This window comes from Paracidovorax sp. MALMAid1276 (genome assembly GCF_049198005.1).
GTDB lineage: Bacteria > Pseudomonadota > Gammaproteobacteria > Burkholderiales > Burkholderiaceae_C > Acidovorax.
This window is the reverse complement of the sequence record NZ_JBMIRS010000053.1, coordinates 1-16086: the sequence shown is the minus strand read 5'-3', so window position 1 is coordinate 16086 and position 16086 is coordinate 1. Positions and strand designations below refer to the sequence as shown.

The window sequence follows — 16086 nt, the reverse complement described above, 5'->3', positions numbered from 1 at the left end:
AACGTCCACCAGCCCCGGCCGCTGCAACACCGCTTCGCGCCCCAGGAGTCTGAGCGGTAGAAGGCATCGAAGCGAAACGCGCGAAAACCGAGGATCGCGTGGTGCTACCGACGAGCCCAGGGTAGTCCCCTGGGCGCAGGCGGTAGCACCGCGCGAGACCGGTTTATCGCGCGTTGCAGCCGATGTTCTTTCTGCCGCGCAGGCTCCTGACACACAAGAAAACGTCTTTTCGGCCCTGGCCGCGTTGCAAATCCTCGCGATACCGCCCGGTATCCCTGCGGTTTGCGCCTTGCCGGTGCCAAAAATCCATTTTTCTTGTTTGTGCCATCAAGCGTCAAACGCTGCACTAGAATCCCCGGGTCAGGAGAGAGTGCCCCGCCTTCGCCACGAAGGCCCAGTGGCACCGCCGAAGGCGCAGGCAGCAGCCGAACGCTCAGGCAAAAGGACTGGCAACCGCCCGCAGTGATGCGGGCGTTCCCTTGCTGGAGAGAGGTGGCCCGCCCCACGCGCGACGAGGCCACCCACCGAAGGAGCAAGCCGCACGGCCAGCCAGGGCGCTGCGGTGAATCTCTCAGGTAAAGCGGACAGCAGGGCAAATCCCGTGGTCACCGTGTGGCCACGGCCCCCATTTGCCCCGGAGTTCCGCCCATGTCTGCCACCGCTGCCCCCCTGCTCACCACGCCCCTGAACGCCCTGCACATCGAGCTGGGCGCCCGCATGGTACCGTTTGCAGGCTACTCGATGCCCGTGCAGTACCCCGCGGGCCTGATGGCCGAGCACGCGCACACCCGCACGGCGGCCGGGCTGTTCGACGTGTCGCACATGGGCCAGCTCAAGCTCGTCGGTGCGGATGCCGCTGCGGCGTTTGAAACGCTGATGCCCGTCGACGTGATCGACCTGCCCGTGGGCAAGCAGCGCTACGGCCTGCTGCTGACCGACGAGGGCACCATCATCGACGACCTGATGTTCTTCAACCAGGGCGTGGTGGATGGCGAGCCCACGCTGTTCGTCATCGTCAACGGCGCCTGCAAGGTGGGCGACATTGCGCACATCCAGGCGCGCATCGGCCAGCGTTGCCAAGTGGTGCCCATGCCCGACCATGCCCTGCTGGCACTGCAAGGCCCGCAGGCCGCCACGGCCCTGGCCCGCCTCGCGCCCGGCGTGGAAAAGCTGGTGTTCATGACCGGCGGCGCTTTCAGCATTGCGGGCTGCGATTGCTTCGTGACCCGCAGCGGCTACACCGGCGAAGACGGTTTTGAAATTTCTGTGCCCGCCGCGCAGGCAGACACCCTGGCTCGCGCACTGCTGGCCCAGCCCGAAGTCAAGCCCATCGGCCTGGGCGCGCGCAACTCGCTGCGCCTGGAGGCCGGCCTGTGCCTGTATGGCAACGACATCGACACCACCACCACCCCGCCCGAGGCCGCGCTGAACTGGGCCATCCAGAAGGTGCGCCGCACCGGAGGCGCGCGGGCGGGCGGCTTTCCGGGCGCCGACAAGGTGCTGGCCCAGATCGACAACCCCGCCAGCCTGCCGCGCAAGCGCGTGGGCCTGGTGGCGCTGGAGCGCGTGCCCGTGCGCGAGCACACCGAACTGCAGAGCGAAAGCGGCGAGAAGATCGGCGAAGTCACGAGCGGCCTGCTGGGCCCCACGGTCAACGAGCCCGTGGCCATGGGCTATGTGGACCCGGCCCATGCCGCCATCGGCACGCGCGTCCACGCCATCGTGCGCGGCAAGCCCGTGCCCATGGAAGTGCGGGCCATGCCCTTCACCCCGGCGCGCTACTACCGCGGCTGACACTGTCTGACACCCCGCCGGCGCCGGCCGGGCTACAGTCGCGGTCGGCATCGGCACATTCAACTGTTTTCCCTTTCATTTCATTTCTGGAGCCCCCATGACCGTCAAATATTCCAAGGATCACGAGTGGATCGACATCTCCAACCACGAAGCCGCCACCGTGGGCATCACGCTGCACGCGCAGGATGCGCTGGGCGATGTGGTGTTCGTGGACCTGCCCGAGGTGGGCAAGACCTTCACGCAAGGTGAAGTGGCCGGCGTGGTCGAGTCCGTGAAGGCAGCCGCTGACGTCTACATGCCCGTTTCGGGCGAGGTGGTCGAGGTGAACGAGGCACTGCGTGCCGACCCGTCCCTCGCCAACAGCGATCCGATGGGCACCGGCTGGTTCTTCAAGGTCCACGTGACCGACATGGCGCAGTTCGACGCGCTGATGGACGAGCCGGCCTACGCCGAGTTCGCCAAGAACGCCTGACCGGCCCCCTTGTCCCTTCGCGGCCCGGCATTCCCCCTGCCGGGCCATTGTTTCTGCCCTGATGCCGCCGCCGCCGATGACCGCCCAAGCCCCCCTGCCCTCCCTCGCAACACTCGAGAACGCCACCGAGTTCCTGCCCCGCCACATCGGCATCGACGCGGCAGATGAAGCCCACATGCTGTCCGTGATCGGCGAGGCCTCGCGCCGCGCGCTGATCGACTCCATCGTGCCGCGCTCCATCGCCCGCAGCCAGGCCATGGCCCTGCCCCCGGCCACCACCGAGGCGGCGGCGCTGACCGAGCTCAAGGCCATCGCGGGCAAGAACAAGGTGCTCAAGAGCTTCATCGGTCAGGGCTACTACGGCACGCTCACCCCGGGCGTCATCCTGCGCAACATCCTGGAGAACCCCGCCTGGTACACGGCCTACACGCCCTACCAGGCCGAGATCTCGCAGGGCCGCATGGAGGCGCTGATCAACTTCCAGACCATGGTCTGTGACCTGACGGGCATGCCGATTGCCAACGCGTCGATGCTGGACGAAGCCACCGCCGCGGCCGAGGCCATGACGCTGGCCAAGCGCTCGGTGAAGGCCAAGAGCAACGTCTTCGTGGTGGCCGGCGACGCCCATCCCCAGACCATTGAAGTCATCCAGACCCGCGCCGCACCGCTGGGCATTGAGGTGCGCCTGGCCAACTCGGCCGACGAATGGGAAACCCTGCTGGCCGGCGACTACTTCGCCGTGCTGGCCCAGTACCCCGCCACCAGCGGCCGCATCGACGACCTGCGCGCCGACGTGGAAAAGGCCCACGCCAAACAGGCCGCCTTCATCGTGGCCACCGACCTGCTGGCCCTGACGCTGATCACGCCGCCCGGCGAACAGGGTGCCGACATCGTGGTGGGCAGCACCCAACGCTTTGGCATGCCCATGGGCGCGGGCGGCCCGCATGCCGCGTTCATGGCCTGCCGCGACGAATTCAAGCGCAGCCTGCCCGGCCGCCTGGTGGGCGTGAGCGTGGATGCGCACGGCAAGCCCGCCTACCGCCTGGCGCTGCAGACGCGCGAGCAGCACATCCGCCGTGAGAAGGCCACCTCCAACATCTGCACGGCCCAGGTGCTGCCCGCCGTGATCGCCAGCATGTATGCCGTGTACCACGGCCCTGAAGGCCTGTCGCGCATCGCCCGGCGCGTGGCCAGCTACACCGCCATCCTGGCCCGGGGCCTCACGCAGCTGGGCGCCCCGGTGCGTGAGCAGGCCACCTTCGACACCCTGGTGCTGAAAACCGACGGTGCTACCAAATCAATAGCTGCAAAGGCAATACAGGCAAGCGCAAACCTGCGAATTTACTTCGAAAACTACCTGTGCATTGCCCTGGACGAGACCACCACGCGTGCCGACATCGAGCTGCTGTGGAAGATCTTCGCCCAGGACGGCCAGGCTTTGCCCACCTTTGACGCTTTCGAGAACGGCATCGAGCCACTGATCCCGGCCGCGCTGCGCCGCACCAGCAGTTTCCTCACGCACCCGGTGTTCAACACCCACCACTCCGAAACCGGCATGCTGCGCTACATCCGCCAGCTGTCCGACAAGGACCTGGCGCTGGACCGCAGCATGATCCCGCTGGGCAGCTGCACCATGAAGCTCAACGCCACCAGCGAGATGATTCCCATCACCTGGCCCGAGTTTGCCCACATGCACCCGTTTGCCCCCGCCGACCAGCAGCAGGGCTACCGTGAGCTGGACGAGCAGCTGCGCGCCTGGCTGTGCGAGGCCACCGGCTATGCCGGCATCAGCCTGCAGCCCAATGCCGGCAGCCAGGGCGAATACGCGGGCCTCTTGGCCATCCAGGCCTACCACCAATCGCGTGGTGAAGGCCACCGCAACATCTGCCTCATCCCCAGCAGCGCGCACGGCACCAACCCCGCCAGCGCGCAGATGGTGGGCATGCAGGTGGTGGTGACGGCCTGCGACGCCAATGGCAATGTGGACCTGGCCGACCTGAAGGCGAAGTGCGAGCAGCACAGCGGCAACATTGCCTGCGTGATGATCACCTACCCCAGCACCCATGGCGTGTTCGAGACGCAGGTGAAGGAACTCTGCGCCCTGGTGCACAGCCACGGCGGCCGCGTGTACGTGGACGGCGCCAACATGAACGCCCTGGTGGGTGTGGCCGCCCCCGGCGAGTTCGGCGGCGATGTGAGCCACCTGAACCTGCACAAGACCTTCTGCATCCCGCACGGCGGCGGCGGCCCCGGTGTGGGTCCCGTGTGCGTGGTGGAAGACCTCGTGCCCTTCCTGCCCGGCCTTCCCGGCCAGGGCGACCAGCCGCTGACACCGGCCGCCGGCAAGGTGGGCCCGGTGAGCGCCGCGCCCCTGGGCAACGCCGCCGTGCTGCCCATCAGCTGGATGTACATCCGCATGATGGGCGCCGTGGGCCTGCAAGCCGCCACCGAAACCGCCATCCTGAGTGCCAACTACATCAGCGCGCGCCTGAAGGACCACTACCCCACGCTGTACGCCAGCGCCAACGGCCATGTCGCGCACGAGTGCATCCTGGACCTGCGGGCCTTGAAGGAAACCAGCGGCGTGATGGCCGAAGACGTGGCCAAGCGCCTGATCGACTACGGCTTCCACGCGCCCACGCTGAGCTTCCCCGTGCCCAACACGCTGATGGTGGAGCCCACCGAAAGCGAAACGCTGTTCGAGCTGGACCGATTCATCGACGCGATGATCGCCATCCGCGAGGAGATCCGCCAGATCGAAGCCGGCAAGCTGCCGCAGGACAACAACCCGCTGAAGAACGCCCCGCACACGGCCGAGAACCTGCTCTCGGGCGAATGGACCCGCCCCTACACCCGCGAAGCCGCCGCCTACCCCGTGGCCGCCCTGCGCCAGGTCAAATACTGGTCGCCCGTGGGCCGCGTGGACAACGTGTGGGGTGACCGCAACCTGAGCTGCAGCTGCATTCCGGTGTCGGATTACGCCTGAGGCGCCGCCCCATATTGGTAAACCTGAAGATGTCCAACGAGAGCTTGAAACCAGCAAAGCTGGCGGTCCTCATAGACGCAGACAACACGACGGCCGCGTGTGCGCAAAACTTGCTGGAGGAAATCGCAAAGTACGGCATTGCCAGTGTCAAGCGGATCTACGGCGACTGGAGCAGTCCCATGCTCCATGGTTGGCGCAGCATACTTCTCAAGCACGCGCTGGTGCCGATCCAGCAGTTCGCCTACACGAAGGGCAAAGACGCCACCGATATGGGGCTGATCATCGATGCGATGGATTTGCTTTACAGCGGCCACTTCGACGGGTTCTGCCTGGTCTCCAGCGACAGCGATTTCACGCCGCTGGCCTCGCGTATCCGGGCATCGGGGCGAGTGGTTTACGGGTTCGGGAAAGTGAACACGCCAGAAGCATTCCGGCAAGCCTGCGACCGGTTCTTCTACATTGAAAACCTCGGTGAAGCGGAGAAGCAAAAGGATGAAGTCGGTATCGCATCGGCTTCAGCCTTGTCCGAACCACCCGACGCTGCAAAGCTTGCGGTCAAGCCGAGGCAAATGGACAGCGCCATCAAGAGCCTGCTGAACAAGTCCATCAAGGATGCGACCGACGAAGCTACTGGCTGGGCTTTCGTTGGCAAGATCGGCAACGTCATCAGCGAAACACGGCCAGATTTCGATTCGCGTACTTACGGCTATGCAAAACTCTCAGGCATGCTCCGCGACTTGAGAGGCTTGCAATTTCGCACCGACGAAGCGAACCGCATGTACTGCCGAAAAATCCCTTTTGGCGAACTCATCAGATTGCTCGATGACGCTTTCAACAGGTTCAAGAGCGCCAAGGGTTGGGCCAACCTGGACGTGGTCGGAAAGTACGTCAAACCGCGCTGGAACTGGGAGGAATATGGATTCGAAAGTTTTCCTGAGCTTCTGAGCAAAGTGGATCACGTTGAGATCACCAACGACGGCATGCGGATGCAAACACCCGTTGCGTCGTAGTGTCGGCGTCAGCCAACACGCCCGCCCCGCAAAGCCGTCTCTACCCGTTCGCCATTCCGCTCCAGCTCCGCCAGCCAGTGCCTACGGATTGGACAAACCGTAAGCGCCCGGCCAGAGCCGCACGTACCGGCGAGTGACATGACGTCGGCAACGTCAGCCCCTTAACAGGCTGCTGAAATACTCCCCAGCGTCCGAACCTGTTCAGCGGCTGTAGCCGCATTTTTCCGTATCCTGAAAGTCAACCCCTCAAAATCGCCTGCTTTCAGTCGCAAAGCACGGTTTTCTGATCCTTTTTCCTTTACACCTGCCCCTGCAGACGGATTTGCCCCAAGCTGCGCAACCGCGTGAGGTTGTAGCCCGCCATCGTCAGCACAAACATCTGGTCCACCTTCTTGATCCCGCGCACCACCACCTGACGCATGTGCCCCACCGTCTTGGCCCAGCCAAAGCCTTGTTCGATCAGCTTTCTCTTTTGCTGGGAGATGGCGTAGCCTTCGCTGCCCGCGATCCTGTCAGGCACCGCCGATTGACGACCTGATTTGTTCTGCGCCACATGGGGCAGCACGTTCATCTCTTGCAGCGCGTCGATGAACTCCTTGGCGTCGTAACCCTTGTCTGCGCCCAGCGTGATCGTGATGGGGTCATCGCCGGGCAGTGCCTGTCGCGCATCGTTGATCATGGCCTTGGCCGCTTCGCGCTCTGCATGTCCGTCGGCCTGGGTGACCACGGCACTGACCACCAGCCCATGGCGGTTGTCGGTGAGTGTGTGGCCCATGAAGCGCAACTCGCTGGCCGTCTTGCCCTTGCGGTACAGCCGTGCGTCCCCGTCCGTGGTGGATTCATGGGTGTCGTTGCTGCGCTTTTGGTCTTTGAAGTTGCCCGCGTCCGTATCGTCGTCGCCCTGGCGATCTTTGCGCACAAAGCTCTTGTGGCCCGCCCAGGCCTGGATCAGGGTGCCATCCACGCTGAAGTGCTCGCCCGAGAGCAGTTCCTGCTCCTGGGCTTGTTGCACGATCTGATTGAAGAACTCGATGACCGCATCGTGCTCGATCAGGCGTTCGCGGTTCTTGCTGAAGACGCTGGGCACCCAAACGGCATCGTCCATGGCCAGGCCAATGAACCAGCGAAACAGAAGGTTGTACTGGGTCTGCTCCATGAGCTGGCGCTCCGAGCGCACGCTGTAGAGCACCTGGATGAGCATGGCGCGCAGCAGCTTTTCGGGAGCAATGCTGGGGCGCCCGCCTTTGATGTCGGCCGCATACATCCGGGCAAACAGCTCGTCCATGTTGGCCAGGGCTTTATTGACCATCACACGGATCACGCGCAAGGGGTGATCGGCGGGCACGAAGTCATCGAGGTGGCGCATGGTGAACAGGCTCTCGGTGAAGGTGTCGGCTCCGCGCATGTCTGGCTTGTCTGTCTGGTCGGTTGGGTTGCCTCAATTGTCCTGGCAAGACGTCAACCGGGAAACGACGGTGGGGAGTATTTCAGCAGCCTGCTAACCGACAAGGGCCTAACATTGGCCTTTTTCACTTGTTTCGAAAGATCCCATGCGAACTAAGCTCGTTCTGCTTACCGTCCTGGTGGCAGCCCCGCTGGCCACCGTCCACGCCCAGTCCACCGGCCCCGTCACCACCGCCAGCGGCCTGGTGTACGAGTCTCTCAAGGACGGCGCGGGCGAATCACCCAAGGCGACGGACACCGTGAAGGTGCACTACAAGGGCACCTTCCTCGACGGCAAGGAATTCGACAGTTCCTACAAGCGCGGCGAACCCACCGAGTTCCCGCTGAACCGCGTGATCCCCTGCTGGACCGAGGGCGTGCAGCGCATGAAGCCCGGCGGCAAGGCCAAGCTGACCTGCCCACCCGCCATTGCCTACGGCGCTGCTGGCGCGGGTGGCGTGATTCCTCCGAATGCGACGCTGAACTTCGAGATCGAATTGATCTCGGTGCGCAAGTAAGCCAGGCGCCTCCCGGAGGCCACTGCCGCCGGGCTGCGCTGGAACGCGCCAAAATGCTGTTCTACGCCGTGACCCGGGAATCACTGCTGCAGGCGGGATCGCCCCTCAGTGGGCCCATCCGGGCCTACCTGCTGACTGTCCTCAGGGATGGCCCGACAAGAAAGCCTTGCAGGGACGTCGTCACGACAGGAGAGCGAGACTCAGCGGCGTGAAACGCTGTCGGGTTGGAATCCGGGAGGCCCTTGACCCTCACCCAGCGTGAGGGTGCACAGTGGCCGCGCAAACTTTGCACGCACCATGACCACCCTTCATGACACCGCCGCGCCCGGCGTGCTTCCCCACGCCGCAGCACCCGTCTCTACACGCCTGTACGCCCTGGACAACCTGCGCGCTGCCATGATGTGGCTGGGCATCGTGCTGCATGTGGGCGTGATCCACATGACGGGGCAGCGCCTTCTTCCGTGGCGCGACAGCCAGACCACGCTGGCGGCCGATGTTCTTGTGGCCTTCATCCACGCATTTCGCATGCCCGTGTTCTTCCTGCTGGCAGGGTTCTTCGTGGCGATGCTGTTGGAACAGCGCGGGCCGCGCGCGCTGGTGCGGCACCGGCTGCGTCGGCTGGCGCTGCCATTCGCCGTGTTCTGGCCGCCCGTCTATGTGCTGTGCGCAGTGTTTGCACTGGCCTTTGTGCACCGCATGGTGCGGGGCACCTGGGGGCTCGACCCCACCATCATGCCACGGACGCCGGGGGTTCCCGAGGGGCCCATCACCCTGCACCTGTGGTTTCTGTGGATGCTGCTGTGGCTGAGCCTGCTCACCCCTTTGGCGCAATGGCTGCTGCAGCGCGCAGCACCCGCCGCAGGGGCGGCGCTCCTGCACCGTTGGGCTGGCACCCTGGGCCGCGCACCGTGGGGGATTGCCCTTTTGGCTGCCGCCCTGGCCGCCGTGGGGGCGCAGCACGGCGACGGACTCGTGCACCCATCGGAATCGTTCCTTCCGCACTGGACGGAATGGGCGCACAACGGGCTGTTCTATGCATTCGGGCTGGCGCTTTACATTCAACGGCACGACCTGCTGCAACACGACATGCGGCGCTGGCGGCGGTACGCGGTGGCAGGGCTGCTGCTCTTCATGGCATCGGGAGCGATTTTCTGGCACGCAACGGGCGACAGCTTCACGCTGCCCCTGGCCCCGCGCGTGGCCTTTGCGTTCGCCTACAACGCCGCCGCCTGGTGCCTGAGCTTCGCGCTCATCGGCCTGTTTGCCGCCCACCTGCGCCAACCGCATCCGGCGCTTTCCTACCTGGCCGACAGCTCGTACTGGGTGTACCTGGTGCACATGCCGCTGACCATCGGCTTTGGCGCGCTGATGTTCGGCCTGCCCTGGCCCGCAGGGGCCAAGATCGTGCTCAACATCGCGGCCACCACCGCAGTGTGCCTGGCCAGCTACCACCTCGTGGTGCGTTTTGGCGCCCTGGGCCAGCTTCTGAATGGCAAGCGCCACACGCGCGCGCACTGCCCGCAGGCCACTGTCATCCACTGACCGGCGCACCTGCGCGGGTCGCTGCGCGACGAGGCGCGTCGCATGCCCCGGGGCGGCTGCGAAATGTCGCGGCCGATCAGACCTCGGTCACGAACTGCTCACGCGGGCGGCGCACCTTCTTCAGGTTCACCAGCCAGTCGCCGTCATCGGCGCGGTAGCCCAGCGGCATGATGGCCACGCTGCGCAGGCCGCGCGCACGCAGGTCCAGGATCTCGTCCAGCGCTTTGGGGTCAAAGCCCTCCATCGGGGTGGAGTCCACCTGCTCGAACGCGGCGGCGATCAGGGCTGCGCTCATGCCGATGTAGGCCTGGCGGGCGGCGTGCTGGAAGTTCACTTCGGCGTCGCGCTGCGGGTAGCTGTTCAGCAGCATCTGGCGGTAGTTTTCCCAGCCTTCGTTCTTGAATCCGCGCTGGTCGTTCGTCAAGTCGAACATCATGTTGATGCGCTCGGCCGTGTAGTTGTCCCAGGCCGCAAACACCAGCAGGTGCGATCCATCGGTGATCTGCGCCTGGTTCCAGGCGATGGGCTGGATCCGGGCGCGCACGGCAGGGTCGGTCACCACGATGATCTCGAACGGCTGCAAGCCGCTGGACGTGGGGGCCAGGCGGGCGGCCTCCAGGATGCGGTCCACCTTGTCTTGCGGCACCGCCTTGGCGGGGTTCATTTTCTTGGCGGCATAGCGCCATTGCAGCTGGTCCAGCAGCGGGTAGGCGGCGGCTTGGTAGGTGGGGTTGGTGGTCATGGGGCTCCGAAAAAGAAGAGGGTTATGGTGAGGGTGGAGAAACTTTAGGCGGCGGCCCGCCGTTCGGTAAGCCCATCTGCGGAAAAGGATTGTTCGCAATCCATCAACAATGGGACGCCACCCACCCCGCCAGCCCCCTTGCATCGGGGTTCGCACCGGAGTTCGCACCCGGGTTCGCACCACGCACTGCCTGCTGCGGGGCGTACACTCGTTCGCAAACTTCCACGCCCCGCCCCCGCCCCGCGCGGGGGCACGCACCGGCGACCCGCTTTTTCAAAGAGCATGAGCGAACCCGATCTGTCTTTTCTGGACCCGGCCGGCCGGCAGCCCGCCCAGGCAGCGCATGCCCGCACCAGTGCCGCCAAGCCCGGCGACGCCGCCAGTGACCTGGTGGCCGAACTGCGCGCCTACCAGGCCGAGCTGGAAAGCCAGAACAAGGTGCTGCGCTACAGCCAGACCGTGGCGGAAAGCGCCTACGAGCGCTTTGAAACCCTGTTTGCGCGCGTGCCGCTGGCGCTGATGGTGGTGGACGAGCACGACATGGTGGTGCAGGCCAATTCGATGGCGCATCGCTCGTTCCAGCCCACCGAGCGCGACCGGCCGCTCACCGCCTTGATGCCGTTCGTGTGCGCGCAGGATGCGCCCCGCGTGCGCGAGGCCTTCCGGCATGCCGAAGACCTGGGGCACAGCGAGGTCACCGAGGTGGTGTTCGCGATCAACGAGGCCGTGCGCATCACCGGCGACCTGCACATCGCGCGCATCGAGGCCCCGCAGGACGAAGGCCCGCCGTTGCCGCAGTACCTGTGCGCCGTCATCGACCAGGGACCGCTGCTGGCCGAGCGGCACGCGCTGCAGGAAAGCGCGCAGGCGCTGCAGCAGCGCAACGAACAGATCCGCGCCAGCCAGAAGCGGCTGGAGGCCGTCATCAATTCCGCGCTCGACGCCATCATCTGCGTGGACCAGCACCAGCGCATCACGGTCTTCAACCCCACGGCCGCCGCGCTGTTCCAGTGCAGCGCGGGTGATGCGCTGGGCAGCACGCTCGACCGCTTTTTGCCCGACGCCACGCAGGCGCTGGCGTTTGCGCAGCTCACCACCCAGGCGCTGCTGGGCGAGATGACCGCCCTGACCGCCAGCGGCAAGGAGCTGGCGGTGGAGGTGAGCGTGTCGTTCGAGCGGCACGCCGAGGGCGAGACCACCACGGTGTTCGCCCGCGACCTCACCGGCCGCAAGAAGGCCGAGGCCCACCGCAACGAGCTGGAAGCGCAGCTGCGCGAGTCGCACAAGATGCAGGCCATGGGCACCATGGCCGGGGGCATTGCGCACGACTTCAACAACATCCTGGGCGCGATCCTGGGCAATGTGGAGCTGGCCAAGGCCGATTGCACGGCCCACGCCCCGGGCTCGCCGGTGCTGGAGAGCCTGCAAGAGATTGACAAGGCCGGGCGCCGCGCGCGCGACCTGGTGCGCCAGATCCTTACCTTCAGCCGCAACGAGCGCCCCCGCCGCACGGCCGTGGCGCTGGCCGAGGTGGCGCACGACACCGAGCGCCTGCTGCGCGTGACCCTGCCCCCATCCATCGACCTGCACATGCAGCTGCAGCAGGGCCTGCCGCCGGTGCTGGGCGACGCCACGCAGGTAGAGCAGGCGCTGCTCAACCTGTGCACGAATGCCGTCCATGCCATCCAGGGCCAGGGGGCGGAGCGCGGCAGCATCCATGTCGAAGCCGCCGTGGTGCAGCCCGACCAGTGGCTGAGCGAGCGGCTGGGCCTGGCGCCGGCCGACTATGTGGCCCTGACCGTGCGCGACACCGGCCCGGGCATGGAGGCCGCGACGCTCGAGCGCATCTTCGAGCCGTTCTACACCACCAAGCCCGTGGGCCAGGGCACCGGCCTGGGCCTGGCCGTGGTGCACGGCGTGATGCGCACGCACGAAGGCGCGGTGGACGTGCAGAGCTCGCCCGGCCACGGCGCGCGGTTCACGCTCTATTTCCCGGTGGCCGTGGCCGATGCCCCGGCACCCACCGACGAGCCCGCGGACGTGGTGGTTGCACCGCAATCCAGCCCGCCGCCCACCGACAACCCCGGCTGCACGCCCCCGCCGCGCAAGCCCCATGTGATGTACGTGGACGATGACCAGGCGCTGGTCTTTCTGGTGCAGCGCCTGCTGCGCCGGCAGGGCTATGCGGTGAGCGGCTTCACCGACCCGCACGAGGCCACGGCCGCCCTGCGCGCCGCGCCCGAGTGCTATGACCTGCTGGTGACCGACTACAACATGCCCGGCTTCTGTGGCGTGGACCTGGTGCGCGAGGCCCGCCTCATCCGCCCCGACCTGCCGGTGGCGCTGGCCTCGGGCTACGTCACGGCCGAGATCGAGCAGGCCGCGCTGGCCGAAGGCGCGCGCGCGCTGATCCACAAGCCCAACGATGTGCAGGAGCTGTGCGCCACGGTGCAGCGCCTGGTGGCGGGCGATGAGCACTGAGGGGCCGTGGCATGCGGCAGCGGATGCCGACGTGCAGGCCGCCGTGCACGCCAGCGTACAGGCCGTCTTTGAAGACGCCGACCTGCTGGTGCTGCAAAAGCCCGCAGGCCTGCTGTGCGTGCCCGGGCGCGGCCCGGACAAGCAGGACTGCCTGAGCGCCCGCGCACAGCAGCGCTGGCCCGGCGCGCTCGTCGTGCACCGGCTGGACCAGGCCACCTCGGGCCTGGTGCTGATGGCGCGCCACCTGGATGCGCAGCGCCGCCTCAGCCACGCCTTTGCCGAGCGCCAGGTGCACAAGCGCTACCACGCCGTGGTGCAGGGGCTGGCGGGCCAAGGCGACGGCGCCTGGCGCGAGATCGACCTGCCCATCGCGGCCGACTGGGCGCGCCGCCCGCTGCGCGTCATCGATGCTGCGCTGGGCAAGCCCAGCCTCACCCGCTGGCGCGTGCTGGGGCACGACGCCGCAGCACGCACCACGCGCGTGGAGCTGGAACCTGTCACGGGCCGCACGCACCAGTTGCGCGTGCACCTGGCGGCCATCGGCCACCCGATATTGGGCGATGCGCTGTATGCCGACGCCGCCACCCTGGCACAGGCCCCGCGCCTGCTGCTGCACGCCAGCCACCTGGCATTCACCCACCCCGCCACCGGCGCGTGGCTGGCGCTGGATTGGGCGGCTGATTTTTAATGATATTTGCCTTCAGCGCTTACCTGATAAGCGCTGACAGCTATCAAAATTGAAGCATTCGTACATCAGGATGCTTCCGATGATTCCGGCCGCGACATCGCCCACTGCACCGCCAAAATGCTGGAGAGCACCACCAGCATGCCCACCAGCGACAGGCCCCGCATGGCCTGGCCCAGCAGTGCCCAGCCCAGCACCACCGCCGTGACGGGGCTCAAGAGCAGCAGCGACGACACGGCCACGGACGACAGGCGCTCCACCCCCCGGAACCACACCGCATACGACAACAGCGCACCCACCACGCCGAGGTACAGGTAGCCCGCCACATGCGTGACGGTGAGCGTGGGCAGCGGCGGGTCCACCGCCCAGGCCACGGGGGCCAGCATGATGCCGCCGGCCAGCAACTGCCAGCCCGAAAACGCCAGCACCGGCAGGTCGAACCGCCAGCGGCGCGACCAGAACGTGCCGGCCGACATGCACAGCGTGCCCGCCAGCGCGGCGGCCACGCCCACCATGTCCCAGCGCGCACCCGGCGACAGCAGCAGCGCCGCCATGCCCAGCACGCCAGCGGCCCCGGCCGCCAGGGCCACTGCGGGCGGGCGGCGGTGGTCCAGCGCCCACGTCAGGCCCATCACCACCAGCGGGCCCACCGCGCCCACCACCGCCGCCACGCCGCCCGGCAGCCGGTAGGCGGCAATGAACAGCAGCGCCTGGAACACCCCGATGTTCAGCGCCGCCAGCACCAGCAGGCGCCTCCAGCCCGTCCAGTCGCCCCAGGCCGGCCAGCGGCGGCACCACAGCACCAGCAGAAGCCCGGCGGGCAAGGTGCGCAGCAGCGCGGCGGTGAAGGGCCGGTCGGGCGGCAGTAGCTCGGTGGTGACGATGTAGGTGGAGCCCCAGATCACGGGCGCCAGGGCCGTGGACAGGGCGTCCAGCCAGGGGCAACTGCGAGATGTGGTCATCACTATTTATCTTGATTTCGAGATAAATCACTCTACCATACAATCTTGAATTCAAGATAAATCAACTCCACGACCCTGTTGCACCCATGGCCAACCGCCCCCCACCCGACGCCGTGGACGCCATCCTCGGCCAATGGCACCGCGAGCGCCCCGACCTGGACGTGAGCCCCATGGGCCCCCTCGGCCGCATCAAGCGTTGTGCCGCGCTGCTGCAGCGGCGCCTGGACGAAACCTTTGCCGAGTTCGGCCTCTCCTTCTGGGAGTTCGACATGCTGGCCACGCTGCGGCGCTCCGGCGCGCCCTACTGCCTGGCACCCACCACGCTGTTTTCCACGCTCATGGTCACGTCCGGCACCATGACGCACCGCATGGGCAAGCTCGAAGCCAGCGGCTGGATCGAGCGCCTGCCCAACCCGGCGGACGCGCGCAGCTCGCTGGTGCAGCTCACGCCGGCCGGGCTCGCGCTGATCGACCGGGCGGTGGAGGCCCACGTGGCCAATGAGCACCGCATCCTCGCGCCGCTCAAGGCGGGCGACATTGCGGCGCTGGATGCGCGGCTGGCGCAGCTGCTGACGGCGCTGGAGTCACCCCCGAATCCTGCCCGGTAGCTACCGCGCAGTAACATGGCGGGATGTCTCAACCTCATCTCACCATCCTCACCGGCGCCTCGCGCGGCATGGGCCTGGCCATGGCCCGGCAGCTGCTGCAGGGCGGCCACACCGTCGTCTGCATCGCCCGCAGCGCCAACCCCGAGCTGGCCGACGTGGCCCAGGCCGCAGGCGCCACGCTGCACCAGTGGCAGCAAGACCTGTCGCAAGGCGCGCAGGCTGCTGCGCAGCTGCAAGACTGGCTGCAGGCCCAGGGCCCCGAGGCCTTTGCCAGCGCCACGCTCATCAACAACGCCGGGGTGATCCCGCGCATCGCCCCGCTGTCGGCCAGCGCCCACCCGAACGACTTGGCCGACCTGGCCCATGCGCTGCGCGTGGGGCTGGAGGCGCCCATGCAGCTCACCGCCGCCTTTCTGGGCGCGACGGACGCGTGGACGGTGCCGCGCAAGGTGCTCAATATCTCTTCGGGCCTGGGCCGCCGTGCCATGGCCTCGCAGGCCGCCTACTGCGCGGCCAAGGCCGGCATGGACCACTTCACCCGCTGCGTGGCGCTGGACGAGGCCCTCAAGCCCCACGGCGCCAAGGTCTGCTCGCTCGCACCCGGCGTGATCGACACCGACATGCAGGTGCAGCTGCGCGGCGCCGACGCGGCCGCCTTCCCCGACCGCCAGAACTTCGCCAACCTCAAGGCGGGCGGCCAGCTCACATCGCCCCAGGACGCCGCCACCCGCGTGCTCGCCTGGCTGGACCGCGCGGACTTCGGCACCAACCCGGTGGCCGATGTCCGCGATGCTTAGTTCAATATTGATAGCACCCAGCGCTTGATGGATAAGCGCTGAAGGC

13 protein-coding genes and 2 riboswitches are annotated in these 16086 nt (G+C 66.9%); of the genes, 10 read left to right on the top strand and 3 right to left on the bottom strand.

What is annotated here, in order from left to right; genetic code table 11:
- Positions 1–359: 359 nt before the first annotated feature.
- Positions 360–451: riboswitch (glycine riboswitch) on the top strand.
- Between the two features lie 21 nt (positions 452–472).
- Positions 473–598: riboswitch (glycine riboswitch) on the top strand.
- Between the two features lie 50 nt (positions 599–648).
- From gcvT to ACOQFS_RS03225, 4 genes are all read left to right on the top strand, one after another.
- A complete protein-coding gene (gene gcvT, locus ACOQFS_RS03240; protein ID WP_421561535.1) occupies positions 649–1794 on the top strand; it encodes a glycine cleavage system aminomethyltransferase GcvT in 1146 nt (381 codons plus the stop codon).
- 97 nt (positions 1795–1891) lie between these two features.
- The gene (gcvH, locus tag ACOQFS_RS03235; RefSeq protein WP_421561534.1) at positions 1892–2266 is read left to right on the top strand and encodes a glycine cleavage system protein GcvH; all 375 of its coding nucleotides are present in this window, start codon (positions 1892–1894) and stop codon (positions 2264–2266) included.
- Positions 2267–2342: 76 nt separating this feature from the next.
- Positions 2343–5252, top strand: coding sequence for an aminomethyl-transferring glycine dehydrogenase (gene gcvP / locus ACOQFS_RS03230; RefSeq protein WP_421561533.1), 2910 nt, complete (start codon positions 2343–2345; stop codon positions 5250–5252).
- A 29-nt stretch (positions 5253–5281) separates the two neighbouring features.
- Positions 5282–6262, top strand: coding sequence for an NYN domain-containing protein (locus tag ACOQFS_RS03225; protein ID WP_421561532.1), 981 nt, complete (start codon positions 5282–5284; stop codon positions 6260–6262).
- 298 nt (positions 6263–6560) lie between these two features.
- On the opposite strand, the gene ACOQFS_RS03220 is transcribed toward ACOQFS_RS03225, so the two are convergent.
- Complete coding sequence (locus ACOQFS_RS03220; RefSeq protein WP_047350942.1) at positions 6561–7667, bottom strand: IS5 family transposase; 1107 nt, start codon at positions 7665–7667, stop codon at positions 6561–6563.
- Between the two features lie 145 nt (positions 7668–7812).
- On the opposite strand from ACOQFS_RS03220, the gene ACOQFS_RS03215 reads away from it, so the two are divergent.
- Together ACOQFS_RS03215 and ACOQFS_RS03210 are read left to right on the top strand one after the other, a co-directional pair.
- Complete coding sequence (locus ACOQFS_RS03215; protein WP_421561531.1) at positions 7813–8223, top strand: FKBP-type peptidyl-prolyl cis-trans isomerase; 411 nt, start codon at positions 7813–7815, stop codon at positions 8221–8223.
- 297 nt (positions 8224–8520) lie between these two features.
- Positions 8521–9765, top strand: coding sequence for an acyltransferase family protein (locus ACOQFS_RS03210; RefSeq protein WP_421561530.1), 1245 nt, complete (start codon positions 8521–8523; stop codon positions 9763–9765).
- A gap of 76 nt (positions 9766–9841) precedes the next feature.
- Here the strand turns inward: ACOQFS_RS03210 and ACOQFS_RS03205 are convergent, their stop codons facing one another.
- Complete coding sequence (locus ACOQFS_RS03205) at positions 9842–10507, bottom strand: NAD(P)H-dependent oxidoreductase (RefSeq protein WP_421561529.1); 666 nt, start codon at positions 10505–10507, stop codon at positions 9842–9844.
- Between the two features lie 282 nt (positions 10508–10789).
- On the opposite strand from ACOQFS_RS03205, the gene ACOQFS_RS03200 reads away from it, so the two are divergent.
- Positions 10790–12988: a PAS domain-containing hybrid sensor histidine kinase/response regulator gene (locus ACOQFS_RS03200; RefSeq protein ID WP_421561528.1), complete on the top strand. Its 2199-nt coding sequence runs from the start codon at positions 10790–10792 to the stop codon at positions 12986–12988.
- The gene (locus tag ACOQFS_RS03195; RefSeq protein WP_421561527.1) at positions 12978–13676 is read left to right on the top strand and encodes an RluA family pseudouridine synthase; all 699 of its coding nucleotides are present in this window, start codon (positions 12978–12980) and stop codon (positions 13674–13676) included. The genes ACOQFS_RS03200 and ACOQFS_RS03195 overlap by 11 nt, the downstream gene beginning before the upstream one ends.
- Positions 13677–13741: 65 nt before the next feature.
- Here the strand turns inward: ACOQFS_RS03195 and ACOQFS_RS03190 are convergent, their stop codons facing one another.
- The gene (locus ACOQFS_RS03190) at positions 13742–14635 is read right to left on the bottom strand and encodes an EamA family transporter (protein ID WP_421561526.1); all 894 of its coding nucleotides are present in this window, start codon (positions 14633–14635) and stop codon (positions 13742–13744) included.
- Between the two features lie 86 nt (positions 14636–14721).
- Here ACOQFS_RS03190 and ACOQFS_RS03185 point away from each other — a divergent pair, with 86 nt between their 5' ends.
- Both ACOQFS_RS03185 and ACOQFS_RS03180 read left to right on the top strand, forming a co-directional pair.
- On the top strand, positions 14722–15243 hold the full coding sequence (locus tag ACOQFS_RS03185; protein ID WP_421561525.1) for a MarR family winged helix-turn-helix transcriptional regulator: 522 nt from the start codon (positions 14722–14724) through the stop codon (positions 15241–15243).
- Positions 15244–15266: 23 nt separating this feature from the next.
- On the top strand, positions 15267–16040 hold the full coding sequence (locus ACOQFS_RS03180; protein WP_421561524.1) for an SDR family NAD(P)-dependent oxidoreductase: 774 nt from the start codon (positions 15267–15269) through the stop codon (positions 16038–16040).
- The last annotated feature ends 46 nt before the right edge of the window (positions 16041–16086 follow it).